Raw genomic sequence first — 26033 nt, 5'->3', positions numbered from 1 at the left:
TCCATTTTGCAGGCCGCCAGGAAGCTGCTGATACCTCCAATAATGTCCAGCAATGATTTTTTCAGGGTCAAGTTTCCCTTCCCTGTCAAGAGCATTGCGATAATGGAACCGAAAATCATTGTTGACGCTATTTGTAAAAGGAAATCTCCTTATCAGCAAACTTTCATCATACTGACTGATTGTTTGAATTCGATCCCAGTATTCCTTGCGGTTCCTGCTTACACCCAGGACCTTTGAAAATAAGGAAGGTATCATGACCCTTCCTTCTTTCACTTCGAAGTTAGGGCGGATCATGGCTTTCTCTTTGATTAAAATAAAGAGCTCATCATAAGTGGTTTTCAGAGTTACAGAGGAAGGTGTATAATCCCGCAGCTGCCAGGGTTTATATAGTCCTGAACCCTCATGGTTAAGTATCGTTTCGATTTCCCTGGAGGCCCTATAGGCAACTGTAGCACTCCTTCTTCTCTTTTCTTGGGGAAAGGGCTCTGGCTTTTTCTTTTCAGGGTAATGATGAACAAAAGACTCCTGAACCACCGGATCCATTTTTGCCGGAAGATCTTCCCCTGAAGGAGAAAAATAAAGAATATCGCACCCGATTTGAATTAAGTAGTACAAAAAATAATAATGACTCTTTGTCCCATTGCCGTACCATAGGATTTTTGGCATGGCCATTTTAGGGTCAATATCTTTAAGTTCTGTCCCCAAATGGTTAGTGGACCACTTAATCACATCTACAAGCACTCTTCGGATATCCTGGTTTTTTAATCCGGCTGGTTCATGTTCAGAAAAAAGTTTCAGCATACTGATCATCGCTTCTCTTATCTTCCTGTGCATAGAAGGTGAGGATGATTTAAGCAGCAGCTGTTCCCCATCAAGGAAAGCAGCAAAGCGATTTATGGATAAATCCTGTTCACGGTTTATGTTCAGGACTTTTTGTATCGCCTGGAACTGCTGATTATTAATGGTCTTATCCAGATGTTCTTCACTCAAAAGGTGAAGCCCTGCATTCTCTGTGTAAATAAGATCGAAAAGATGATTATAATATTCATCTTCATCGAGCGGAACCCCAAGAAACCTGGCAACAATCTGGCCTATATGCAAAGTTTGCTGTTCCTCTCTGTAAGTTTCACGCTCGTGATTGGGCTTGGTTAAGTGTGAGGTCCAATTCTCATATGTAACCTTTAAGATGTGAGTTTTGATTTGACTGTACGACAAGTTCAATTTATATCCCTTCCCTCTATGAGCGAAAGATGCATTCTTATCATTTCATTCAAAAATGGCGTTTCAGTTCCCGGATAATGGGACCGGGAATAATATGTAAACTTATTACCATCATATCATAGGAATACAGCCTTTTTCTAAAATGGTTTAATTTCTTTACGATTTAACAGTAAGAAAGTTTCAGTTCAGCAGTATTTTTAATAGCTGAATAACCTCAATCACCATTATTCCTGTCCCCGCATAAATTGGAGTACTCTGTGAAGGAAGGTGAATCAGTATGAGGCTGCTTTTTCGAAGAGTGAGATATCAGGGGATCGATCATGATCTGGATATAATCAGGAATATGTTATGTTCAAGTTCTTTTGTTTTTATGGACATTTTTTTATTGTCATTAATCCTTGCCATTTTCACTTTTGCCAATTACCAGTCTATTGCCATCAGCAGCTTAGTCTTTACAGGATGCTATACTTTTTGCATCTGTTTATTTATCGTTTTAAAAAAATGGCTGAGGGACCAGCCGGACTAAACTCTTTCTTTAATATTATTTAAAATATCATTTAGAATTTCTTCCCCGGCTGCTGCCCCTAAATTATTAGAAATCAAGTAAGGATGTGAGAGGGCTGGATTAGCTGCCAGCTCACCATGGTTTGGGACGTATGGGAAATCGCAGAACTTTAAAAAATCATGGTCCAGAACTGAATCACCTGCTCCAAAAACAATATTAATTCCTTCCCGATTCTTAATAAATTTTACCGCCTCGCCTTTACAGATGGGATTTGGCATAAAATACAGTTTTCTCCCCTGAAGGGATATCCTCCACCCATAAGACTCAGTCAGTCTTACTATTTCCTCTTGGGCTGCTGCGGTTATTTGTTCATCCAGAATATAATAAAAGAAAAGATTTTCAGCCGTTTTTATTTTTCCGTTCAGTTCCAGGCATTGAGACCTGTCCATCATTTCCTCAAGCACTGCACACTCTGCCTTTAGACGCTTTCGGACTATGCCTGACCACTCCTCAAGAGGTTTTCCATTATAATGGATATTTGCTCCATTCGATGTGACAGTGTACGGAATGTTAAAGTCATCCTGAAAAAGGAAAATACGCTTATATTGTTGGTATGTTCTCGTTGTAACAGGCACAAAAAGAATGTGAGCGGAAACCTCTTTCAGCATCATGAGAGCCTCATAAGTCATAAAGGCTACTTCCCTGCCATCTTTACGCTCAACACCTATTAAATTTTCTTCTTCTGCCTGTCCAAAATCAGCTAGTGCTTTATTTGAGTAGATTAAAGTCCTGTCCAGATCTGAAGCAAACATCCTCATTATTCTTCTCCCGTCTTTTTAATTAATCCACAGCATGTGTAGCTCATTTCAGGATAATGAATAATCTCGACATTCCGCTCCTTGGCCAGCATAACAATATGGCGAACATATGGGCTTTCCGGGTCTTTCATCAGGATTTTCCACGGAAGTCTTCTCAAAAGAACTCTGGTGGTTTCTCCGACTCCCGGCTTTACAAAGTTAATGGATTCAATTTTAAATTCCTCTTGTATTCTCTGAACTTCTTTCATTCCTTTAAAACTTGCTTCTCCCGGGCTTCTCACGATAGTGGCCGCAAGTTCAGCTGCTTCCTGTTTAACAGCCGAGAACTCCTCTGTAATCGCTGAGAGATAATGGTTAGAAACATCTGCTTCCTCAAGCTCACTATAATATTTTGCGCCATGGAAATCTTCCGGACCAATTAAAGATTCATTTAATACTGTTCTGCTGACCAATCCTGAAACAGTAGAATTGAGGCAGGCACTTGGAATCAGAAAGTCTTCCCTTGTTCCATAAAGTGTTGTGCAAAAGCCTGGATCCGCAAGAACGGCCAAAGTGTCATCGAGAAGAACACCATAAAGTTCATGGAATTGTCTGCAGGCCTTGGTTAATTCAAAGGAAATAGCCCCTTTGCCTGTCCATCCATCCACAAACTGAATATTGCAGCCAGGATGTGAATTTAAGATATGCTTTATCGCATTTTCGTCAATTCCCCGGTCCCTGATAATGGAAATGCTGTAATGCGGCAATCTTACTCCATATACTTCATAAAGATACCGTTTTATTAGAATACCGACAGGCGTCCCTGCTCTGGCCAGGGAAACTAAAACCGCATTTTCTCCTTTTTGCTTCCAAATTTGTTCAGAAACCACTCCTGTGGACAATGCTGTTTTTCGTTTGTATTCATCAAGTGTTTCCCAAAACAGGGAAAGGTAATTTTCAGGAGGCTGGTATTCAATAGGAAGTGTTTCACTATAATGCTGACCGGACTGAATGTTTTTTTCCCTTTGCTCAATGGATCCTTCAAGTGAATATCCGCTTAAATCCTTCAGTAAAAATACAACGTCATCTTTACTATATGAACCAAATTTTTCCTCAATTATATTCATTTCTTTCACCCCCATTAAAGCAAACTATTTTTATATTCTTTATATATTTCTTTAATTGATTGATAAAAGGCATAAGTGAATCTTTTTCCGGCTCTCTTTCGAAAAACAGGAATAGTTCTTCATAATAGTCCTCTGGAATGTTATAAACAAATTGTGCCATTTCAGGGTCTTCAGGGTTTTGAAAGGAAATGCCGTATTTGGCTCCATATTCATTATCATTACTTACAAATATGGGACTGCGTGTTGTTGAGTGGAATTTTACGCCTTCCCCCATTAACGAGGCAAGTTTCATAGGGATATACATAAACTCCCCTGTTCCAAGACATAGCGTATTCCTGCCATCCCGTTTACCTGATAGGTATTGGCCGATCTCAGCTAATGACACACTTAATCTGGCTTGGCGTTTTGCATCCAGCCCGAAACGGCCAGAATCTTTTAAATAAGGAATAGTTCTGATTTCACCGCTTAGAGCAGCAGAAGGCTCATTCATCGGGCTTAATAGTTCAGGGAATTCATTATTTATATGAATATAGGAAATTAGCCCATCATTTCCTTTCAGTTCATCCGATGACTGACTTTCATGCACTTCAGGGGAACCCTTAACGTCGATCTCCCCTTTTAGAAGAGACACACTGTGAATAATAATGCCCAATTCTTTTTCAAGATCATCAAACAGAATCTGGTTTTTTAGGGAACGCCAATCCAGAATAGAGACGACTGTATAAATCTTTCTGGGAAAGCGTTCATGAATGGATCGGATGATATTAATAGCTGTTTTTCCTGTTGTCATTTCATCATCAACAAGAATGATCTCTCTCTTATTATCCAAAAGGCTTTCATTTGTGTAGCATCTGTGGGAAGTAGCATGGGAATGTTCTTCTTCAAATGTTATGACAGAATTCTTATTAATCAGCTGTTCTCTTGTTGTGTGAAAGTAATCGGCACGTTTGAATGATTGAAAGAAAGCATGTCCAAGTGCCGTTGCTGTTTCGGCAAAACCGATAATGACAGGGTTATGGTCTTCATGAATAAAAGGGCTGCTGTTTTTGATGCCTGGACCGTATTTAAAAGCAGATAGAAGCTCAGCGGTCTTTCCTGTCTCCACCTTCTTTACCTTTTCCATATAACGGCTGGCAAGCAGTTCCCCTGTCAGGAGTCCGATTTGGGGATTAATCGGAATATGTTTCCCGAGTACTTTGCTGACAAATAAAAAGGATCTTTTTTTATTTATTCTTGCGGCCATGACAAACAAATCTTCAGGCGCAAGCTCATAAGGGTTATCGGTTATCTGAATATCAACGGTTAACGAGTTGAGTATCTGAATTGAATGTTTCGTTTTTGAGAAGGTCAATGTATGTGATCTCATCCTGCAGCACCCCGTATACTTCTGATTTTAATAATATTTTTTTAGCCCAATATAAATGGGGTTTAATTTCATTCATTTTGTTTTGGTAATCACTTTTCATAACCCCTATTTTTCCGCCGGCCTGACCGGCGATGCTCTGTGCATCCAAATACTCTTCAAGGGTTACAGTATTCAATGCCTGTACAGGCCTGATATGGGTTGGATGGATAATGGTTTTTCCAGTTAAGCCATTTGAAATATCCATAGAGATTTCTCTTATTAATCCGTCCATATGCCGATCAATTAAGTCCGTCCTCATTTTGAGCCCATCCTGCCCAAGACGTTCCCTGAATGGCGTCTGCCTTATTTGAGGCTTCAGAAGACGCTCCTTTGAAGAGAAATATTCCCATACCGGGCCTGAGATGACATATGGCTGGTCCCCACGCAGAAAAATATTAATGATATCTGAGATACAATCTCTTATTACAGCAATATCATATACAGTAGTATCTGAGTTTCTGCGTATTCCATATAGCCCGCTAAAATCAGTGGCACCAATCCGCACATTCAAAATCAGTTCAGAATATTGGTCCAAAACCTTCTTAATGCCGATTAATTCATCAAGCCTTGTTTCTTTTTGAATGATTTCTTTCGTTTCCAGAATCGGCATGGCATATAAACAATAACCATAAGAATTAAGCTTTTCAATTTCAGTTAAAATTCTGCTTCCTTCAGCCGGATAGAACTTTGGCAGGACAAAGCCAGTAAGAAGATGCATGCCATTGGGAATTCTGCTTTTGAGTCTAATAAGCTGATCATAGCTTCTGATTCGCACGAAGATCAAAGGGAGATCTTCTTCTTCACAAAGCCCCTTCGCAAGGTCCGAGCTCAAATTTTCCAATTCCAAAGACAGCAGGTCTTCTGCCTTTTCCACTTCATCATCACCAATTGCATCTTCAAGGCATATGACCATGGATGTAAGGCCTGCATGCTTTTTGGAGAGCAGATCCTGATGAATATTAGGCCTTGTTGCCGGCATATATAACGTTGCTCCAAGTGCATATGCTAAAAGATCCCTGCCTGACCTCTTGTTAAAATGGCCCGGCTTTTTGTAAAACACCTGATTTATTTTTTCATCCGGAAGATCGGAAAATAGTCTCATTTTTGCAGCTCCATTCCTTCACTTAAATACTACTTTCTTCCTTTTCCACCCAAAAAAGATAAAAATAAAAGGGAGCGGACATGTGTCTGTTCCCTTTTAATCGTAGAGCAATTAAGATATTAAGTTCAGCCCTGATCTGCAGCTTCCTTTTTTGCATTCCTTGCATGAACAATAAATGTAATAGCAAACACGATAACCAATACAATAAAGAAATAAATATGGTCAATATGAATTCCAGCCGCACTGGCAATCATCTTAGCAGAAATAAGAAGGATCAGAATATATGAGCTGGTTTCCAGTTCGGGTACCCTGTCAATCAGTTTTAAGAATACTCCTGCTACACCACGCATCATGATAATTCCAAGCATGCCTCCTATTAACAGCACCCAGATTTCCTGACTCACTCCAAGCGCAGCCAATATGCTGTCTATTGAAAAAGCAATATCCATTAATTCAACTGCAATGACTGTACCCCAGAAAGTACCGAAAAGGCGAATTAATAAGCCTTTCTGATTAATCCCTTCAATTGCCTCTTCATCACCGTCTTGCTCGGCTTTTCGCTTATCAATAAAATACTTGATTGCAAGCCAGGCTAAATAGGCTGCACCCAACACCTTAATATACCAGAACTCAATTAAGAATACACCGATTCCAATGGCAATAAATCTGAAGAAATAAGCACCTAACAAACCATAAAAAAGTGCTTTCTTACGCTGTTTTTCCGGCAGATGTTTTACCATCACAGCAAGTACGAGTGCATTATCAGCAGACAATAAGCCTTCTAAAATGACAAGTGTCCCTATCAGTGCCCAGCTTTCCGGCTTTGATAAAGCCTCAACCCACATTTCCCAGTTAAAAAACTGGGAATATGTATGCATTATAGATTCTAAGATTTCCATTCTAATTTATTCCCCCCGGATGATGACTATTTCATTCACATAAAAGACCCGGCATTGCCGAGCCTTATTAAGCAAATATACCTCTTATTTATCCAACCTGTAAACCAAAATCTTTTGCCAGTGCAGCCAATCCGCCCTGATATCCGCTTCCAATCGCACTGAATTTCCATTCTCCGTTATGTCTGTAAAGTTCTCCAACTACCAGGGCAGTTTCAATAGAGAAATCTTCACCTAAGTCATAGCGGATCAACTCTTCGCCTGTATCTTCATTCAGGATCCTCACATAGGAATTTGATACCTGTCCAAAGTTCTGATTGCGTGCTTCTCCGTCATGAATCGTGATAGTGAACGTAATACGCTGTATGTTTGCAGGCACATTAGCCAGGTCAATTTTCACCTGCTCGTCATCGCCATCCCCTTCACCTGTACGGTTATCTCCAGTATGTACAACAGAACCATTAGCACCTGTAGTATTGTTGTAGAAAACAAAGTCGCTTTCAGAAGTTACCTTCCCAGTGTCTCCAAGCAGGAATACGGAAGAATCCAAATCGAAGTCATTTCCGCCATCGTATTTATTTGTGTCCCATCCAAGTCCGACTATTACCTTAGTCATACCTGGGTTTGTTTTTGTTAAGTCAACTTTTTGTCCTTTTGATAAACTTACTGCCATTTCAACTCAAACCTCCATTATGTAGAATAAATGTATTTACGCTATAAATCATGAAAAGTTTCATAATCCATAAAAATATTTTTTCATATTCCAGGATTTATTTCAATATTTAAGTCATCCATTTCGGCGGAGTGTTTTTATTCCAATAAATTGATCCAAGTTCATGGTGTGTCTGAAAATTATCATGGTGTGTGTGATAGTGAAAATTAAACCAGTATCCCTGCTGTGGAGGATGGTCCCTTCTTACATGGAAGCGAATGACATCTTCATTCGCCTTGCTATTGGTGATATGGAAGATTTTTTCCGACAAACCGCCCCCTGGAGTTTCTGTAACCTTTAAGTGAGCAAGACTTTCTTCGGGAAATTGCACCGCCACCTCCTGGATGGCTTTCTCAATATTTGGAAGTATCACCTCGTTAAACTCATCTTCAATAACAGGGCCTATCTTTGCACCAAACTTTTCATATGATTGTGCCTCAGCTTCTATAAGCATTTGCCTGATAAAGTCATCCTTATCAAAATTAGTATCTTCCTCTTCAGCAAGTTCTGCACTGTTTTCCGAGTTTTCCACATCAGAAGCTCTAGAAGCTTTTAACTGGCTGGTATTTTCATATAGAAAAGCCTGAGAAGGTGTGACGAGGCCAAATGTTAAAATGGTAACAAGTACAACAAAGGATTTTCTCAGCCAATTCGGCATGTTTTTTCGCCTTCCTTTCTGCTAAGCAAGGATTTTCTTAAATATGCCGCTTTTTTCAATATTTGCGGCAGCTTGCTTTAATACATCTTCGGGCTGAACAAGTGCAATCCGGACATATCCCTCACCCCATTGGCCAAAGGCACTTCCAGGGGTTACGACTACGCCGGCGTGGTTAATCAAATCAACCGCAAAATCCCGGGAGGAGCTGTATCCATTTGGAACCTCTGCCCACAAGAACATTGACCCCTCCGGCTTGCTGATATCCCACCCGATATTTTTCAGCTCTTTTAATAATACATCTCTTCTTTTTCTATATGTTTCTCTCAAATCCTGCAAAAAAGAGGACTGATCATTCAATGCTTTCACTGCAGCTGACTGCACCGGCAAGAATACCCCATAATCCAAATTGGATTTGAAATTGGCCAGCAACGCAATAAGCTGCTGATTACCGGCAGCATATGCCACCCTGCATCCTGCCATATTAAAGCTTTTTGATAGTGAATTCATTTCAATCCCTACATCCATTGCCCCTGTAACAGACAAAAAACTTAGAGGTTTCTTCTCATAATAAAGTTCTGAATAAGCAAAATCATGCAATACAGCAAAGCCGTACTTCTTTGCTAGTTGGATCACCTGAAGAAAAAACTCTTCTGTCGCCATTGCAGGAACAGGATTGCCGGGGAAATTCAGAATCATTAATTTCGTGTTTGCGAGTATTTCATCAGGGATTTCATCAAAATCCGGCAGGAAGCTACTGTCCTTTTTTAAGGGCATGCCGTACATCTGTGCCCCGGCCAATGCTGCACCTGCAGCATAAGCAGTATATCCAGGGTCCGGGACAAGGATATACTCTCCAGGGTCACACAGAACCATCGGCAAATGAACCAGACCGTCCTGGGAACCCATTAAAAGCAGCACCTCTGAAGTTTCAAGATCTACTTCAAAATTTCGTTTATAATAGCTGCAGACTGCAGAATGAAATTCATTTGTACCTGTTAACGAGTACCCATATAATTCTGGTTCCCGGGTTCCTCTTGCTAACTCCTCCATAACAAAAGCGGGAGGGGGCAAATCCGGGCTGCCAATGCTCAAATCAATCACCGGAATTCCGTCTGAAAGTTTCGAATTCTTAATTTGGGTCAATTCAGCAAACACACTTTCCGGAAAAGAAGCCATTCTTTTTGAAATAGGAAATTCCATAGTATCCTTCCTCGCTATGTATCTCAATTCTATTTTTCTATTATACTTCTTTTCAAACCAAATTTAAATTGATTTCATGTATCCTTAAAAAGAACAATAGATATATAGTAAAAAATATATTTGCCGGATTATAAAGCAGCAAAGCGGGGAATAATAAGAACAAATCGTGTTCTTCAAGCCGAGGAGAATAAAAAGGGGGAAATTCAAATGGATTGGTCTGTATTCTTTGTTATTGCAAGCCTTTTGCTGATGGCTTACTTTGTTTATCTGGCCATCGCAGATTAATAAGAAGGTGCCTGGTATTCAGGCACTTTTTCTTATTTTTCAATTACCCCAAAATGAAATTTCGATGACTTTCTTTCAATTACTTTGAAGCCATATCGGTCAAACCTTGAACTTCTAAAGTAATCCTTCAGAACCACTCTCTGTCTGGCTGCTCTTTTTGCATGAAAAATAACTTCCTCTGACAGGTCCTCATAAACAGCAAAGTTCCTCAGTGCTTTAATCCCCTCTGACTCAAGGATTTTTTCTTCAAACATGGGATCAAAATAGACAACGTCATAACTGTCCGGGGGCAATTTTTTCAAATAAGGAAGGGCCATTGACGACTCCACCTTTATTCTTCTCATTGCCTGATTCATACTATCAAGCCCCGAGTCCCATTGTCTAAGGCCATTCGCCACCAGGAAGGAAAGATATTTATTTCCTTCCAGCCCTGTAACTTTGCCTTTACTCCCTGCTGCATAACTGGCTGTTATGCTGTCCGAGGCCAGTCCAAGGGTACAATCTAGAATACTGCTGCCTTCTTTAAGCCCCGCAGCCTGAAGAAAAGGATCACCCTCTCCTTTTAGGAGACGCTTTACTCTGAACATCGCTGAACTGGGATGAAAGAAGAATGGCTGGCTTTCACCTATCGGAAATAGCTCCAAACGTTCTTTTCCAACTACTATGCAGTCTTCAGGAACTTGTTTTTGGATCATTCCTACAGACCTTTTATTCCTGCTGATATATTCTGCACCCAATTGTTCGGCAATGTTTTTTGCTTTTTCTTTCATTGCTTCATTGGTGCGTCCGGCAGTTGTAATAATCATTGTGTTCACCTGAATTTCTTAATTTTGCTATAAAAAAAGGGTGCCAGCAGACACCCCGTTTTGTTTAATCTTTATATTCTCAGCAATTCGCCTCAAAAGCCGCAAGAAGATTTTCCATGATCGCTTCCATGGAATGGTCTTCAATATCATGGCGGTGAATGAAGTGCACAACTTCCTTCCCTTTTAAAACAGCCATAGAAGGAGATGAAGGCTCATATCCATCAAAGTACTCGCGCATTTTAGCTGTAGCTTCTTTATCCTGTCCTGCAAACACCGTCACTAAATGATCAGGTTTCTTTTCACTGCGTAAAACGGCCTGTGTAGCTGCCGGCCGAGCCAGTCCAGCAGCACAGCCGCAAACTGAATTGACAACAACAAGAGCTGTTCCTTCAAGACCTTCCATAAACTGCTCTACATCCTCTGAAGCCGTCAGCTCTTTAAAACCAGCCTGTACAAGCTCCTCACGCATCGGCTTTACCATTTGTTTCATATATTCTTCATATGCCATAGACATAAAATTGCCTCCTCCTTAAGCTGCAGTTTGTAAAGTAAGCATACTATAACGTATGATCTTTATGCAATTTTTCTATGCCGGGTATTACTTTGTAATCCGTTTTATCGTCCTATTACGGTATTCTATCGTCCTAAATCACATACATATCGGCCAAAAACTCTTATCAGCAAGAAAGCCAGTCATAAATGACCGGCTTTCTTAACATTATTAAATTTTCATAACGCCGCCTGTGCTGGCATTGGTTACAAGCTTCGAATAACGGGCAAGATACCCTGTTTTGACCTTTGGCTCGAAGCCTTGCCAATTGGCTTTGCGTTCTTCAAATTCTTCATCGGAGATTTCCAGGTTGATTGTACGGTTATTCAAATCCAATTCAATGATATCTCCATTTTCCACGAATGCAATAGGCCCGCCTTCAGCAGCCTCAGGAGAAATGTGCCCAATGCTGATTCCCCTGGAAGCCCCTGAGAAACGGCCATCTGTAATCAGGCCGACTTTTGCCCCAAGTCCCCGGCCAACAATCTGGGAAGTAGGTGCAAGCATCTCCGGCATTCCAGGCCCTCCTTTGGGACCCTCATATCGAATGACTACAACATGGCCTTCCTGCACTTTACCGGTAATTATTCCGGATAATGCCTCTTCCTGCGAATCAAAGCAGATGGCTGGTCCTCTATGGTATCCGCCTACTGATTCATCAACAGCACCGACTTTTATAATTGATCCTTCAGGAGCAAGATTTCCAAACAGAACTGCCAGCCCTCCGCGTTCAGAATGCGGATTCTCCAGGGTACGGATTACGTTTTTATCCAGGATTTCACTGCCTGCTACATTCTCCTTTAGAGGTTTGCCGGTAACTGTCAGACAATCTCCATTCAGAGCGTCCGGCTTTTTAAGCAATTCATTGATGATCGCACTGACTCCGCCCGCATTATGAACATCTTCAATATGATAATCTGAAGCAGGAGCAATCTTCGCTAAATGCGGAACCCGGTTGGCAATCTGATTAATTCGTTCAATCGGATATTCAAATTCGGCTTCGTGAGCAAGTGCCAATGTGTGAAGAACTGTATTGGTTGACCCGCCCATTGCCATATCCAGGGCAAATGCATTGTCAATCGCATCAATTGTAACGATATCGCGCGGCTTGATGTCTTTTTTTATTAATTCCATCAGCTGCTTGGCTGAACGTTTAACAAACTCTTTTCTCTCTTCTGATACTGCCAGAATCGTCCCATTGCCAGGAAGTGCAAGACCCAGCCCTTCTGCCAGACAGTTCATGGAATTTGCAGTGAACATTCCGGAACATGATCCGCAAGTCGGACAGGCAACCTGCTCGATTTCCTGAAGCCTTTTTTCATCGATTTGTCCAGATTCAAAGGCACCTACACCCTCAAAGACAGAGCTTAAAGATAAAGGTTTTCCGCTTGAATCAACGCCAGCTTTCATCGGGCCTCCGCTGACAAAAACGGTTGGAATATTAACCCGTAAGGCCCCCATCATCATTCCAGGCGTAATTTTATCGCAGTTCGGGATACAGACCATTCCGTCAAACCAGTGTGCAGAAACAACTGTTTCAAGTGAGTCTGCAATGATTTCGCGGCTTGGCAGAGAATAGCGCATGCCAATATGGCCCATGGCAATTCCATCATCTACTCCGATGGTATTAAATTCAAATGGAACTCCTCCTGCTTCACGGATTGCTTCTTTAACAATTTTACCGAATTCCTGCAAATGCACATGTCCAGGTACGATATCAATATAGGAATTGCACACAGCAATAAATGGTTTTCCGAAATCCTCTTCCTTTACCCCGGCAGCACGCAGCAAGCTGCGGTGCGGAGCCCGGTCTGTGCCTTTTTTGATCATATCACTTCTCATCTGTGAGCCAGTCATAGTATGTAATACCTCCGTTTACCCTAGATTCATAATCTCTTATTCTATGGGAATAATATGATAAGCCTCCTGCTCCCAAATATTTTCTTTCCAATATAGACCCTTTTTCGGATAATTTCAATAATTTTTACAAATTTATTATAATTTTTCGCTTTAAATGGGTGAAACTGCAGTGTGTGTGAGTTATGGAATTCAATAATTGGGGACGGGACATTCTATAAAAAGCCGGGCACACAATTTTGCTTCAGTCGTTACCTTATTACTGCTGCCATCTTTCCTAAGACGCCGGGAACAATTCCTTATATGCCCAACAAAAAAACCGCTCCAGATTTTCATTCTGTGAGCGGTTTTTTTCCTGTAATTATTCCTGGCCCTGTTTCCGGGATTCAGTCATCTGTTTCCAAACTGACCCTTTTGCTTCTTCTCCATGTTCAATTCTTTCAATAGCCAATTTGATTTGCATGCTGACTTCGAATTCCGGATCGTCTTCTGCTGCTTTTAAAGCAGGAAGCACACTTTCATCACCCACTTCGTAAAGGAACATAGCCGCACGCCAGCGCACAAGTTTACTGTCATCCTGCAGTGCTTCCTTCATGGCGTCCATTGCTTCTTCAAATCCCAGGTCTGACAAACAATCCCCTGCTGTGCGCCTTACTGTGACCGTTTTATCCTTCAATGCTTTGTATAGTAGAGGCAGGACGTCTTTATCTTCAATCATCCCAAGATAAACTGTCGCAAGTCTTCTGATTGAAGCTTTCTCATCTTTAAGCGCTTTTTCAAGAACAGGCAGGTCCTCCAGTTCAGGATCATCCATTTGCTCGAGTTTTTGATAGCGCTCCCGCCAATCTGGAGAATCCAGGTCTTCGACAGACAGTTTAAGAAGAGAACGTGCGTGTTTTTCCTCCGTTTTATCCGGAATTTTAGCCGTTTTCACAAGTATCTGAAGTCTTCCATCTGGATAGGCAGCCATTAACTCTTCTACAATTTCATGGCCAACCTGGTCAAAGTCTCCATAGCGGACACCGAATTCTTTCCACTTGCGGACCACGACAACATTATCAGCAGGATCCTGAGCCTCTGAAACAGCTTTGATAAAGTTTTCAGGAAGTCCAAAGCGCTTTTCTTCCGTACCGTCAGTCAGTTTCACCTGCATGGGAATTCCTTTATACATTTGGACTAATACCTGTACCTCACCAAAATGTTCATCGATGCCGTTGTCTTCTGTGCCTTCATTTTCCACATCCTCGCCAAAAGCGGATCTTACTTGAGGAAGAAGCTCTTTCCAGTCATATTTCGCATTTCTTTCGACAGCAAGGAAATCGGCAACATGGTAAACCCCTTTGATTCCTTCAATTTCAAGTATATCTATAATAATCTTTGGTGCTCCTTCTTTTTTATCCTTTTTATAATTATTAGCCTTCCCCATCGGAAGCTCTTCATCAAGAATAACCTTCATAGTGTTTGGACTTGGTGTTGGTTCGATTGCTTTTATTCTCAAAAGTATCACCCTTTTTAATATATTCACGATGGTAACTGGTTTTATTTTAACATATGGAAATTCACATGGCATTTTAGCTGTTTTAAATAAAAAAGAAACCCGGAGATTACCCCGGGTTTACATCATTCATTTTCAGCTGCTTCTGAAAGATAGCTCCATCTCTCAATCAAGTATTCAAGCTCTTCATTCAGCTTTGTTTCTTCTTCTACTAAGGCCTGACCCTTTTCGAAGTCACTGCCGATGCTGGCCATTTCTGAGGCGATCGCTTCGAGACGGGATTCAGCCGCTTCAATTTTTCCCTCGATTTCTTCCCATTCCTTTTTTTCTTTGTAGCTCATTCTCTTCTTTTTCGGCTTAGTTTCCCTCGCTTTTTTTGGGGCAGGATCGATTTCCTGAACAGGCTTGGCATTCTCGCTTTCAAGAAATTCACTGTAATTTCCATAGTAGGATTCTATTTTCCCCTTGCCTTTTAATACAAGAAGCTGCTCAGCCACTTTATCCAGGAAGTAGCGGTCATGTGAAACGGTAATGACTACACCGGGAAAATCTTCAAGATAATCTTCGAGAACCGTCAGGGTTTGGGTATCAAGATTATTGGTCGGCTCATCAAGAAGAAGAACATTAGGCTCAGACATTAAGATTTTCAATAAATACAGCCTGCGTTTTTCCCCGCCGGAAAGCTTGCGGATAGGAGTGCCGTGAGAATACGCCGGAAATAGGAAGCGCTCCAGCATTTGAGCTGCAGAAATCGTTTTGCCATCGGAAGTTTCAACCACTTCTGCTGTTTCTTTGAGGTATTCAATCATGCGCTTGTTCTCATCCATATCTTCGCTTTCCTGTGTATAGTAAGCGATTTTTACTGTCTGCCCAATAATGCGCTTACCGGAGTCAAGCGGAATCCTGCCTGCCAGTATGTTAAGCAGAGTGGATTTCCCCGTTCCATTTCTTCCGATAATCCCGATTCTATCCCCTGGTTTAACAAGGAGATCAAAATGATCCAGAATCGCTTGAGAGCCATACTTTTTTGAAGCAGATTCAAGTTCAAATACCTGTTTTCCGAGTCGGCTGCCGCTTAGGGACATATCCAATTTTTCGGAGGATTTAACTGAAGCAAGCTGGCTGTCGAGGGTTTCGAACCGCTGAATCCTGGCTTTTTGCTTGGTGGTACGGGCTTTTGCACCTCTTCTGATCCATTCCAGTTCCCTTCTGAACAGATTTTTCTGCTTATCAATGGCTGCTGCTTCATTTTCCTCTCTTACCGCCTTTGCTTCAAGGAATGCAGCATAATTCCCTTTATAGCTGTACAGATTTCCGCCTTCAAGTTCAAACATTCTATTTGTAACCCGGTCAAGGAAATAACGATCATGTGTGACAAGGAGAAGCGCTCCCCTGTACCTGCCCAGATATTCTTCCAGCCATTTAACCGATTCAAAATCAAGATGATTTGTCGGCTCGTCAAGAATCAGCAAGTCAGGTGACTGGATCAGTACTTGCGCCAGCGCAACCCGCTTCTTCTGCCCGCCAGAAAGCTCTCCAATCTTTTTACTGAACTCCTCGATACCCAGTTTAGTGAGTATCGTTTTTGCATCGGTGTTCACTTCCCAGGCATCAAGTGTATCCATTCTTTTTTGAAGTTCAAAAAGATTTTCCTGGATGTCTGAATCCTCAGGATTCCGGCTAAGCTCCAACAAAGCTTGTTCATATTCTCTCTGCAGTACAAGAATTGGCGCATCTCCTGCAAAAACCTGCTCGAGAACTGTTAAATCATAGTTAAGTTCAGGCTGCTGTGCTGAATATGAAATGGTGTAATCTTTCGGCGTGACTATTTCTCCAGAGTCTGGCAGGTCAACACCGGCAATCACTTTCAGCAGGGAAGATTTCCCCGTACCGTTTACGCCGATCAATCCTGCTCTTTCCTTTTCAGCGATTGTAAAAGATATATCAGTAAAAAGTTCTTTCTCTCCATATGTTTTTGTAACATTTTCCACAGAGATCATCTTCATGCTTGACCATTCCATTCTTTAAAAAATTGATGCAGATACTGCTCCATCATTTGATGCCGCTCTTCTGCCATTTCCCTGGCAGTGTCAGTATTCAGCAGGTCCCTCAGCTTCAATAGCTTTTCGTAAAAATGATTGATGGATGATGACTTTCCAGTCCGGTATTCAACTTCAGACATTTCCCCTCTGATTTCAAGACCGGGATCATAGATCGGCTGCCCTTTTTTTCCGCCATAGGCAAATGCCCGTGCAATCCCCACAGCACCAATCGCATCCAATCGGTCTGCATCCTGGACTATTTGGGCTTCCATGCTTAAGGCCTTCTGGTTATTGCCGCCTTTAAAAGAAACTGAATCAATAATTGTCTTAATGCTGCTGGAAACTTCTTTTGCTATCTCAATTTCCTGCAGAAAATCAGATAACTTCCTTTCTCCCGCTTCCTTTGAAGTGTTCAGCTTAGCATCGGGTATATCATGAAGCAGCGCTGCCATTTCAATTAAAAAAGAATCTCCTGCTTTTTCCTTTTTGGCAATGCAAAGGGCATTCTTTCGCACTCGCTCAATATGATGCCAGTCATGCCCGGTTGTATCTTCTCCGAGTGTATCCCGGACAAATTTTTCTGTTATATGTATAATTTTTTCCACATTATTTCACCTGCTTTCAAACTCCACTGTCCATTTTAACATTAGTCTCAAAAAGAAACGATGGCAAGGTATTCTATATAAATAGAACCATTTGATAGATCCATTATTACAGACAGCACCGATAAAAAAATGGTGCAGAAAACCAGTAATTGATTTCCTGCACCAGGTCCCTGCATTATTTTATTCCAGGCCATTCAGCCAGCTGATGCCGAGTGTATTTTCACCTGCATGGACGCCAATGGTGGCCCCCAAAGAATAGCATCCAAATTCAACACCAGTAAATTCTTCCTGGAGTTCCTTCTTCCAGGTTTCCGCTTCTTCCGGATGTAAACCGTATAGGATGAATACTTCCTTCAGCGGTTTTCTCTCATGTGCACCCCTCAGCAGATTCACAATTTTGTCCTTTGCCTTTCTCTCGCTTCTGGCTTTCTCCTTTACGCTTAATTCTCCATCATGAACGGAAATGATCGGCTTTACATTTAGCATGCTGCCCAGGAAAAATTGAACTCCGGACATCCTGCCGCTTCTATGAAGCTGTTCAAGACTCCCAATGAGGACATATGTTTCGCCCGTATCGCGAAGTGCCTCAAGCCTGCGGATAATGTCATCACTATCCAGTCCGGAATCTGCCAATTCCATCCCCTTAAGGATTAATCTTGTTAAAGGGTATGATAATATCTTGGAATCAATGCTGTGTACTGGTATATCAACCAGCTGGGCGGCCTGTTCACTGGAAGAAACGGTCCCGCTGAGCTTTGCCGATACAAGCACAGCGATAATACAGTCATAGTCCTTCTGCAGATTTTCGTATAAATCCCGGAAAGCGCCGATGGATGGCTGTGAAGTTTTTGGAGGGGTATCCAGGGTTTTTAAACTCGCATAAAGTTCTTCCGGTGTTAAATCAACCCCATCAGTAAATTCTTTGTCATCCATAATGATGGTCATTGGAATCTGGTACAAGTGAGGATGGTTTCTTAACTCGTTATTTAAATAAGCCGTGCTGTCTGTTACCCATGCAATTTTAGCCACTAAAGCCGCCCCCTTTTAAGATATTTATACGTGTATGTATGTAAATAAGACTATTTGAAAGACTGGAAGTGAAAGATTTCTCTTCCAGCCTCAGTTTCTATGGCAGAAAAGGCTTGATTTTAGGAAAAACCTTTATTGCGGTTTTGTAAAATACATCTTCATGATGCTCTTCAGGTATGAGTTCTTTAATAAATTCAATATATGGGCCCACTGGCGCAAGCGGCCAATCTGTTCCAAACAGCAATTTATCGTAAGAATCTGCAAACACTAAAGCATGCCTCAGATGATCCAAAAATATTCCTTCTCTGCGCTTCTTCAATTCTTTTTCTGTTCCGACAATAAGGCCTGAAAGATCGGCATAGACATTAGGATTCTTGTATATGATTTCAGCTCCCGTCAGCGTCCATGGATCTCCGAAATGAGCCATCATGAAATTGACATTCCGGTGTTTAACAGCAACCTCGTCAATAGCCAGGGGGTGAGAATACTTAAGCAATCCTCTCTCTGAATAAGTATCCCCTGTATGAAATACAACAGGAACTCCATATTTGGCAGCGAGTGCATACACGGGTTCATACACCTCATCATAAGCGTAGAAAGGATAATACCCCAGGTAAATCTTAATCCCTGCCACGTTAGGCTTTTTCAGGTCATCCTCCAGCCTTTGAAGAGCCCCTTCAGTGAGATCATATGGATTGATGCCAGCGCAGTAAACGACATTAGCCGGGATCTTATCATCCAGGTCAAGCCCCATAGGTGTTCTTGCTTCATAATCCGGAAAGCCCATATTTTCTGTTTCAGTAAGTCCCATTGCAATGCTCAAAACTACATTTGCTTTTTGAAACTCCTGCTGGTGCCCATAATAAGAATAATCTACAAATGAGAGTTCATTGGCAGTATGATGAAATGATTTAATATCAGAAAAATGAATATGTGCATCTATGACTTTCATAATTTCTCCTTTAGCGGAATTCCAGGTTGTGGAGTCTATTAAGCACCCTGCCCTCGAGGCTTCTTTCATCAAATGCAATAAAGCCAGGTTTTGTCAATGGGCATGCTTTTCTTTCAGAAATAACTTCGAATACTTCTTTATTCATATATGCTCCAAGGAATTCATTATCTTTACTTCTCGTTACATACATTTTTTCAGGGGATCGGCAGCTGGAAATACGGGATCCATCTAAGAGAACAAATGACTGCTCCTCAATTCCGGCCTGATATGCTGATTCTGCTCCTTTGTCACTAACTGTAAGAGTAAGATCCTTTAATGAGCCTCCTGTTATAAATAAATCTGTGATCCATTTTTCATTTACCAGATACTTCCCGCCTGCATTCTCCACTTTTACCCAATGGGCAAGGAGCGGCACTCCCGGCAATAACGCGAAATATTGTGTATATTCAAGTCCTCTCCATACGGTGTGATGGACAATTTTCGTATGGATGGCCAATGCAGACCATTCGTTTCCATACGAATCTTTAACATTGGTAAATTCAGCAGAAGATGTCTCCTTCAACAGCGAGAACACACTCATTTGTGAAGGCACAGTTTTCATGCCGCCAGCCCAAGGATTCCACCATCCTTTGGCAACCGGTTCGGGAAAGGAAGAATCAAGCCACTCCCTCTTTTTATAGGTCAATGAGAATAAACCAGGATAAAAATCAGGTGAACCTTTTAAGCTAATGATGCCATTATCAATTATATAAACAGCCTTGCCGCCATGCTCTTCCGTAAACATACGGACCTTACCCCGAGGCACAAGCAAAAGATCTCTTACATGCTTCTTTTCACTGTCAAGGGTCATTTCAGCATTTATAATAGATAAAGGTTCCATAACCTTAATAGGAAAATTCGATTTAAATACCCTCAGTTCCTGTTCTTGACTGAAATTTGAGGTTTGTTTTTTATTCGTATTTAAATATAAATCAATAGTGCCATTAAGATAACTGGAACGATATGTTTTAAGAGTGAACTCTGCTGAATCCTGTTCTTTTGCAACTGGATTTCCTCTATTGATCATCAGCGCTTTCTCATTGTGAACGTTTTTTCCACAATCTGACTCCACCCCTGCAAAATGCTGCATTTCTTCCCATGTCCGTAAGGCTCCTATGGATAAATAGCCAGGTGCCAATACTATCTGATCTCCCGATTCAAAACAGCCTGTTTCCTGCTGATAGTAAAATTGCCACCCATCCGGATTGGATTTTGCATTTTTGGGCCAGCAGAATCCAATCGGCTCGCCGTTATGATTGGCGAAAAGCCAATTTCCTGTTATACCTGCCAACTCCATGAACACTAATTCTTTTATATCAGAAAACTCGATTACATCATTATCCAGCGGAAAATATGGCTGCTGCATTTCATAATATAAAGGCTGGCTGAAATACAGGTTCTCATATTTTTCATCCCCTTCATTTGTCAATTCCGCCCATATTTTAACAAGACCTTCACCATACAGGGAGGTATACAATGATACCAGAATTCCTGTAAAAGCTTTAGACTTGAATACCAATTTGAAGGTGATGGAAGTATCATCTGTAAACCACTCTGCTGCCAGCGGTTTTTCCTTTGAAAATTCAGTTGAAAAGGGTTTCCCGAGTTTAGGAGCAAAAAAAGCGAAGGGCTGGTTAACACTTTCGTTCCTGCCAGCCGTTATTTTATAATCCAATTTTCTGATATTCACCTGGCAGATTCCATTGCAAATATGCCAATAATCCTTTGACTCTCCTCCGAACTTTTGACCAAAGCTTTTAATGGGAATGCCTATGGAGCTGCATGTAAAAGCGAGTTCGTCCCCACTCTCCTTTGTTGCCAATATCTTCATTTCCGGCTGAAAGAAGCCATAGTTTTTCACAATAAAAGGCACCTTCAGCAGCTTACGTCCTTTTTTGTGAAGACTTATTCGAAACTCCCGCTTTTCTAATTCGACAAGGTCACTTAGCGGAAAAGAAAGGTGAAATATGGCGTCTTCTTCCAGGTTGTTCTCTACCTCAATTTCCAGTTCAGCTTCCTGATTTATAAATCTGAGATTCCCTTTTGAACCGCCTGTAATTTTGGCTGGCTGCTTAGGCAGCAGACCAAGGCGCAATTCACACTCCTCACCATTTACCCACACCTTAACATCTAATGAAGGATGCGTTTTCCAGACACTGGGCTCTTCCCCTTCATGCACTATGAATTGTCCGGTAATTACCGCGTCACTCTGGGCTATCAGTTCATGCCCGAAGACAGCTTCGACTCTACCCTGGTTATTTCCTTCAGCCTTAAAAGAAACAGGACTTCCCGTCTTATTTATGAGTTTGATCTGGAAATTTTGGATTTCATTTTCGATTACTTCATGATGATCCATGAATAGTTCCAAAAAGTAATCATTCGTTTCTATTAAACTGATTCCTCTGCCCGTTCTTTCAAATCTGACTCTTACAGACACTTCCCCGCTTTCCCATTTATACTCGTAAAATGTAAAGCCGCTTTCTTTGATTCCATCTGGCTTCACGTCAATTTCTCTCATGCTGCTGCTATACCAATCAAGATTTTCGAAGGCAGGTTTCAAAAGCTGGGTCTTGTGAACAGCCGGAATAAAATTCATTAAGTGTGTTGTATCATCTCTTTCTTCCCAGAAGAAACCGCATTTTTTGTAAAGCGGGATAGCTTTCACATTTCCTGGCCATGTATACAAGTCAAGACGAGGCCAGCCCAATTCAATGGTTTTTTTCAGCGCTTTCAGCACAAGCATCTTTCCTATTTTCCTTCCATGGTAATCCGGCCTTACATTTAAAAGAGGGATATATAGGGAACCCGTATCTTCTTTATATTCCGATAACCCGCAGTAGCCTACGACCTCTTCACCATCCAGGGCTAAGTATAGAGTTATATTGCCATTATTCGCTTCCTTCGTTTTTACTTGTTCCTCAGTCATTACACTCGTATCTCCGCCCCAGCTGTCTCTGCTCAAGTTCCACATTTTTGCGATTTCTGCCGCAAAGCCCTCATGATACTCTGCAATGACTATTTTGTCTGTACTTTGAATCATACCTTTGTCCTCCTGACTAGGTTACGTCTTGTCTACCCTTCTCAATTCCTTTTCCTTCAATAATCATAACCATTTGCCTCTCCTCCTTTTGGTTTTATTCGGAATGTTTTTCCATTCCTTCTTAATCGTATTATCAGAGTAAGTAATTGTAAATATAATTTTGAATTTTCCGTATAACTCTATACAAAAAAGCGCCTTGCTGTTTTCGGCAAGACGCATTCATATTAAAAATGAATTTTTCTTAAAGCTTTCATCGAAGCGGTCATATAAGAGATCATTTCATTCAGATCATCAATCTGTTCTTCATGAATAAGCCGGTTAAAAGAAATGACGGTTTCTGTTTCAGCCAGGGCCTTCATATTTTCAGGGTGGTATTTCACAGTCTGTTCGACCTTCCGTCCGCTGCCCCAAATATGACGCAGAACTTCACGGATTTGCAGAGATGCCTGGGAATCTATTTGATGCTTAATTATAAATTTCACATAAATACGGCAGCCTGCCAGCTTCCCAGATTTCCCTTGCGGCAATAGCTCAGCTGCGAGATTATCCAGTCCCGCTTCCATTGTAAAGGTACAGAAAATCTCAGGACCTTCTGCATTGTCTTTGAAAGTAATGTCATACCTTCTGCTCATTTTAGCTGAGTTTAAAATATCATTTCGATCAACAATTCTTATTTCACCGTCCAGATCCCGGTCATAAAATCCGCCTTCCATTACAACCTTCATATTTTCAAAGGCCGTTGGGTCAAACATGGCTAATCCCCCTTAAAATAGGCCGACTGCATTTCCATCCTCATCTACATCCATGTTCATGGCTGCAGGAGCTTTAGGTAATCCAGGCATAGTCATTACATCACCGGTTAGTGCGACAATAAACCCTGCACCAATAGATGGCTTCAGCTCACGGATTGTAATGGTAAAATCTGATGGCCTTCCAAGCTTTGAAGGATCATCAGATAATGAATATTGTGTTTTAGCCATACAAACCGGCAGGACGCCCCACCCAAAGCTTTCAAAGTCACTTATCTGCTTTTTGGCTTTGGTTGAGTATTCCACTTTACTTGCGCCATAAACCGTCTGGGCTACAGTTTGAATTTTCTCCTCAAGAGGCAAAGATAAATCATATAGGTGGCTGAACTTCGCTGCTTTTTCATCCATAATTCCCAGCAGCTTCTCAGCCAGCTCAATTCCTCCCTTCCCGCCTTTTTCCCAAACCTCAGTCAGTGCCACTGGCATGCCGGCCTCACTGCAAAGTTCTGTAAGAGTCGAAATCTCATTCTCACTATCGGAAATAAACCGGTTAATGGCCACTACATATGGAAGCCCAAAGCTTTCAATTGTTTCAATATGCTTTTTTAAATTAGCGAAGCCTCTAGTGAGTGCTTCAGTATCTTCCTTGCCCAATTCAGCTTTTGACAAGCCGCCATGCATTTTTAAAGCACGAATTGTAGCTACAATCACCACTGCTTCAGGGTCAATGCCTTCAGTTCTCGCTTTAATATTTAGAAACTTCTCAGCCCCAAGATCCGCTCCAAAACCGGCTTCTGTCACTACATAGTCAGCCAGCTTGGAGGCAGCGGCTGTTGCAATCACACTGTTGCAGCCATGAGCAATATTGGCAAACGGGCCGCCATGAACCAATGCCGGTGTATGTTCAATCGTCTGCACCAGATTCGGTTTGACTGCTTCTTTAAGAAGCAAGGTAAGAGCGCCTTCCACTCCAAGATCGGCCACTGTTACCGGCTGTTTATCATAATTATAGGCTATAACCATTTTTCCCAGCCTTTCCTTCAGGTTTTGAAGGTCAGATGCAAGGCATAAAACGGCCATAATCTCTGAAGCCACAGTGATATCAAATCCATCTTCCCGCGGAACACCTTGTACAGGCCCTCCAAGGCCAATGATGATTTTTCTTAATGCGCGGTCGTTCAAATCCAGAGCACGCTTCCAAACAATCCTTCTCTGGTCAATATTTAACAGGTTCCCCTGCTGGAGATGATTATCAATTAAGGCAGCTAATGCATTATTGGCTGTGGTGATTGCGTGAAGATCACCTGTAAAATGCAGATTGATGTCTTCCATCGGGAGGACCTGAGAATAACCTCCGCCGGTTGCCCCGCCCTTAATTCCCATTGTTGGACCCAAAGAAGGTTCCCTCATTGCGACCATAGCCTTTTTCCCAAGTCTGTTAAAAGCATCGGCAAGACCGACTGTTACTGTGGATTTCCCTTCTCCTGCAGGTGTCGGATTAATGGAAGTGACAAGAATTATTTTACCGCTGTCTTTCGTACTTAATTTCTTTAAGGTTTCTGAAGATAATTTTGCTTTATATTTGCCGAAAAGCTCGAGATCATCCTCTAAGAGTCCGATTTTTTCAGCTATTTCCGCAATGGGCTTCATTGCAGATGCCTGGGCAATTTCAATGTCTGATTTCACAATCGGTTTCACATTCATTTATATCCCCCTAAAATCCAATATGTATAGGTTCCTTACAGCTATATTGTACCATCCCTGAATCAAAATATTGTCATTTACTTTTGATATTTTCGCATTTTCACACAGTAAAGCATTGATACAATTTTGAATCGTCTTTATAATAAGTTTAATTGAATTTTTGCACAGGGAGATGATCACTTGCCAATAAAAATTCCTAAGCTGCTTCCTGCAAGGGAGATCTTAGAGGAAGAAAATATATTTATCATGGATGAGGACAGGGCCAAACAGCAGGATATTCGCCCATTAAATATCCTCATCCTGAATTTGATGCCCGAAAAAGAAAAAACTGAAGCACACCTTTTAAGACTTCTTGGTAATACCCCTTTACAGGTGAACATTTCTTTTTTAAAAACCGCCACACATCAATCAAAAAATACCAGTCCTATGCATCTCGAACAATTCTATACTACGTTTGAGCAAGTCCGAAACCGCAAATTTGACGGAATGATCATAACTGGAGCACCTGTAGAGCTTCTCGACTTTAAAGAAGTGGACTATTGGGAGGAACTAACCGTTATCATGGATTGGACAAAAACGAATGTTACTTCCACCCTTCATATATGCTGGGGAGCACAGGCAGCATTATTTTATCACTTTGGAATTGAAAAATATGAGCTGCCCGAAAAATGCTCCGGTGTTTTTCTTCATGAAGTCCATGACAGAAGTGAAAAATTATTGAGAGGATTCGACGATATCTACTTTGCTCCTCATTCGCGCCATACAGATGTTTATACAGAACAATTGCTTAATCACCCGGAAGTCAAGCTTCTGTCATCTTCTGAAGAGGCGGGACCTTTCATTATGAGCGCGAACAGCGGGAGACAAATTATGGTAACTGGCCACTTGGAATATGAAGCAGCCACACTTGCAGAAGAATTCACAAGAGACAGAACCAGAGGCCTGCAGGTTCCCGTGCCAAAACACTATTTCCCGAATGATGATCCTGGCAGAAGACCCCATAATAAATGGCGGTCACATGCCCATTTAATGTTTTCCAACTGGCTGAACTACTATGTTTACCAGGAAACTCCTTACGAGTGGGATTAATAGTGCAGTGGACGGATAACTTAATATACAGCAGAAAGTATGAAAAATAGCCGGTTTTTGAGAGAATTAACCCTCTCAAAAACCGGCTTTTCCTTATGATTGCTGAGCATAATACACTTCTTCAAATGGCTGAACTACTACAAAACCGCTACCTGAAAACTTCATTTG

The 26033-nt window shown here is 41.5% G+C and carries 21 protein-coding genes; 1 reads left to right on the top strand and 20 read right to left on the bottom strand.

Going from position 1 to position 26033, the window contains the following annotated elements:
• From ACEQ1T_RS15240 to ACEQ1T_RS15145, 20 genes are all read right to left on the bottom strand, one after another.
• Positions 1 to 1221 (bottom strand): YceG family protein (locus ACEQ1T_RS15240; protein ID WP_370223598.1); only part of this gene is annotated, 1221 nt, incomplete at its 3' end.
• Between the two features lie 522 nt (positions 1222 to 1743).
• Positions 1744 to 2544, bottom strand: coding sequence for an HAD family hydrolase (locus ACEQ1T_RS15235; protein WP_206837994.1), 801 nt, complete (start codon positions 2542 to 2544; stop codon positions 1744 to 1746).
• Positions 2544 to 3650 carry a cysteine protease StiP family protein gene (locus ACEQ1T_RS15230; RefSeq protein WP_206837995.1) on the bottom strand — a complete coding sequence of 369 codons (1107 nt, stop codon included), beginning with the start codon at positions 3648 to 3650 and terminating at the stop codon, positions 2544 to 2546. The genes ACEQ1T_RS15235 and ACEQ1T_RS15230 overlap by 1 nt, the downstream gene beginning before the upstream one ends.
• The gene (locus ACEQ1T_RS15225) at positions 3637 to 5016 is read right to left on the bottom strand and encodes a phosphoribosyltransferase family protein (protein WP_370223596.1); all 1380 of its coding nucleotides are present in this window, start codon (positions 5014 to 5016) and stop codon (positions 3637 to 3639) included. The genes ACEQ1T_RS15230 and ACEQ1T_RS15225 overlap by 14 nt, the downstream gene beginning before the upstream one ends.
• Positions 4946 to 6157: an HpcH/HpaI aldolase/citrate lyase family protein gene (locus ACEQ1T_RS15220; RefSeq protein WP_206837998.1), complete on the bottom strand. Its 1212-nt coding sequence runs from the start codon at positions 6155 to 6157 to the stop codon at positions 4946 to 4948. The genes ACEQ1T_RS15225 and ACEQ1T_RS15220 overlap by 71 nt, the downstream gene beginning before the upstream one ends.
• A gap of 125 nt (positions 6158 to 6282) precedes the next feature.
• Positions 6283 to 7056 (bottom strand): TerC family protein, encoded by a 774-nt coding sequence (locus ACEQ1T_RS15215; protein ID WP_206838001.1) that lies wholly within the window; start codon positions 7054 to 7056, stop codon positions 6283 to 6285.
• A gap of 88 nt (positions 7057 to 7144) precedes the next feature.
• Complete coding sequence (locus ACEQ1T_RS15210) at positions 7145 to 7726, bottom strand: TerD family protein (protein WP_206838003.1); 582 nt, start codon at positions 7724 to 7726, stop codon at positions 7145 to 7147.
• A 109-nt stretch (positions 7727 to 7835) separates the two neighbouring features.
• Positions 7836 to 8423: a YpjP family protein gene (locus ACEQ1T_RS15205; RefSeq protein ID WP_206838006.1), complete on the bottom strand. Its 588-nt coding sequence runs from the start codon at positions 8421 to 8423 to the stop codon at positions 7836 to 7838.
• Positions 8424 to 8444: 21 nt separating this feature from the next.
• Positions 8445 to 9623, bottom strand: coding sequence for an LL-diaminopimelate aminotransferase (locus ACEQ1T_RS15200; protein ID WP_370223595.1), 1179 nt, complete (start codon positions 9621 to 9623; stop codon positions 8445 to 8447).
• Positions 9624 to 9940: 317 nt separating this feature from the next.
• Positions 9941 to 10714: a class I SAM-dependent methyltransferase gene (locus ACEQ1T_RS15195; protein ID WP_370223594.1), complete on the bottom strand. Its 774-nt coding sequence runs from the start codon at positions 10712 to 10714 to the stop codon at positions 9941 to 9943.
• Positions 10715 to 10793: 79 nt separating this feature from the next.
• The gene (locus ACEQ1T_RS15190; protein ID WP_009332636.1) at positions 10794 to 11228 is read right to left on the bottom strand and encodes a BrxA/BrxB family bacilliredoxin; all 435 of its coding nucleotides are present in this window, start codon (positions 11226 to 11228) and stop codon (positions 10794 to 10796) included.
• Between the two features lie 207 nt (positions 11229 to 11435).
• Entirely contained in the window at positions 11436 to 13106 is a 1671-nt protein-coding gene (gene ilvD / locus ACEQ1T_RS15185; protein WP_370223601.1) for a dihydroxy-acid dehydratase, read from the bottom strand.
• Between the two features lie 376 nt (positions 13107 to 13482).
• Positions 13483 to 14619, bottom strand: coding sequence for a conserved virulence factor C family protein (locus ACEQ1T_RS15180; RefSeq protein ID WP_370223593.1), 1137 nt, complete (start codon positions 14617 to 14619; stop codon positions 13483 to 13485).
• Positions 14620 to 14741: 122 nt separating this feature from the next.
• Entirely contained in the window at positions 14742 to 16622 is a 1881-nt protein-coding gene (locus ACEQ1T_RS15175; protein ID WP_370223592.1) for an ABC-F family ATP-binding cassette domain-containing protein, read from the bottom strand.
• Positions 16619 to 17263, bottom strand: coding sequence for an HD domain-containing protein (locus ACEQ1T_RS15170; protein WP_206838017.1), 645 nt, complete (start codon positions 17261 to 17263; stop codon positions 16619 to 16621). Before ACEQ1T_RS15170 ends, ACEQ1T_RS15175 begins: the two co-directional genes overlap by 4 nt.
• A 180-nt stretch (positions 17264 to 17443) precedes the next feature.
• On the bottom strand, positions 17444 to 18292 hold the full coding sequence (locus tag ACEQ1T_RS15165; RefSeq protein ID WP_206838020.1) for a DegV family protein: 849 nt from the start codon (positions 18290 to 18292) through the stop codon (positions 17444 to 17446).
• A gap of 97 nt (positions 18293 to 18389) precedes the next feature.
• Positions 18390 to 19244, bottom strand: coding sequence for an amidohydrolase family protein (locus tag ACEQ1T_RS15160; RefSeq protein ID WP_206838023.1), 855 nt, complete (start codon positions 19242 to 19244; stop codon positions 18390 to 18392).
• Between the two features lie 10 nt (positions 19245 to 19254).
• Entirely contained in the window at positions 19255 to 22323 is a 3069-nt protein-coding gene (locus ACEQ1T_RS15155; RefSeq protein WP_370223590.1) for a GNAT family N-acetyltransferase, read from the bottom strand.
• Positions 22324 to 22547: 224 nt separating this feature from the next.
• Entirely contained in the window at positions 22548 to 23075 is a 528-nt protein-coding gene (locus ACEQ1T_RS15150) for a hypothetical protein (protein ID WP_206838027.1), read from the bottom strand.
• Between the two features lie 12 nt (positions 23076 to 23087).
• A complete protein-coding gene (locus tag ACEQ1T_RS15145) occupies positions 23088 to 24776 on the bottom strand; it encodes a formate--tetrahydrofolate ligase (protein ID WP_370223589.1) in 1689 nt (562 codons plus the stop codon).
• 180 nt (positions 24777 to 24956) lie between these two features.
• Here ACEQ1T_RS15145 and metA point away from each other — a divergent pair, with 180 nt between their 5' ends.
• On the top strand, positions 24957 to 25865 hold the full coding sequence (gene metA / locus ACEQ1T_RS15140; RefSeq protein WP_370223587.1) for a homoserine O-succinyltransferase: 909 nt from the start codon (positions 24957 to 24959) through the stop codon (positions 25863 to 25865).
• Positions 25866 to 26033 lie beyond the last annotated feature (168 nt).

The sequence above is a fragment of the Cytobacillus sp. genome (genome assembly GCF_964223445.1).
GTDB lineage: Bacteria > Bacillota > Bacilli > Bacillales > Cytobacillaceae > Cytobacillus.
This window is presented reverse-complemented; position numbering and strand designations above follow the sequence as displayed.

Bases quoted from the DNA above. Each gene is read 5' to 3' on its own strand.
- ACEQ1T_RS15215 (WP_206838001.1), bottom strand. From the start codon at position 7,056: ATGGAAATCTTAGAATCTATAATGCATACATATTCCCAGTTTTTTAAC.
- ACEQ1T_RS15220 (WP_206837998.1), bottom strand. From the start codon at position 6,157: ATGAGACTATTTTCCGATCTTCCGGATGAAAAAATAAATCAGGTGTTT.
- ACEQ1T_RS15210 (WP_206838003.1), bottom strand. From the start codon at position 7,726: ATGGCAGTAAGTTTATCAAAAGGACAAAAAGTTGACTTAACAAAAACA.
- ACEQ1T_RS15230 (WP_206837995.1), bottom strand. From the start codon at position 3,650: ATGAATATAATTGAGGAAAAATTTGGTTCATATAGTAAAGATGACGTT.
- ACEQ1T_RS15200 (WP_370223595.1), bottom strand. From the start codon at position 9,623: ATGGAATTTCCTATTTCAAAAAGAATGGCTTCTTTTCCGGAAAGTGTG.
- ACEQ1T_RS15190 (WP_009332636.1), bottom strand. From the start codon at position 11,228: ATGTCTATGGCATATGAAGAATATATGAAACAAATGGTAAAGCCGATG.
- ACEQ1T_RS15175 (WP_370223592.1), bottom strand. From the start codon at position 16,622: ATGAAGATGATCTCTGTGGAAAATGTTACAAAAACATATGGAGAGAAA.
- ACEQ1T_RS15150 (WP_206838027.1), bottom strand. From the start codon at position 23,075: ATGTTTGACCCAACGGCCTTTGAAAATATGAAGGTTGTAATGGAAGGC.
- ACEQ1T_RS15160 (WP_206838023.1), bottom strand. From the start codon at position 19,244: ATGAAAGTCATAGATGCACATATTCATTTTTCTGATATTAAATCATTT.
- ACEQ1T_RS15155 (WP_370223590.1), bottom strand. From the start codon at position 22,323: ATGATTCAAAGTACAGACAAAATAGTCATTGCAGAGTATCATGAGGGC.
- ACEQ1T_RS15195 (WP_370223594.1), bottom strand. From the start codon at position 10,714: ATGATTATTACAACTGCCGGACGCACCAATGAAGCAATGAAAGAAAAA.
- ACEQ1T_RS15205 (WP_206838006.1), bottom strand. From the start codon at position 8,423: ATGCCGAATTGGCTGAGAAAATCCTTTGTTGTACTTGTTACCATTTTA.
- ACEQ1T_RS15145 (WP_370223589.1), bottom strand. From the start codon at position 24,776: ATGAATGTGAAACCGATTGTGAAATCAGACATTGAAATTGCCCAGGCA.
- ACEQ1T_RS15225 (WP_370223596.1), bottom strand. From the start codon at position 5,016: ATGAGATCACATACATTGACCTTCTCAAAAACGAAACATTCAATTCAG.
- ACEQ1T_RS15235 (WP_206837994.1), bottom strand. From the start codon at position 2,544: ATGAGGATGTTTGCTTCAGATCTGGACAGGACTTTAATCTACTCAAAT.
- ilvD (WP_370223601.1), bottom strand. From the start codon at position 13,106: ATGAGAAGTGATATGATCAAAAAAGGCACAGACCGGGCTCCGCACCGC.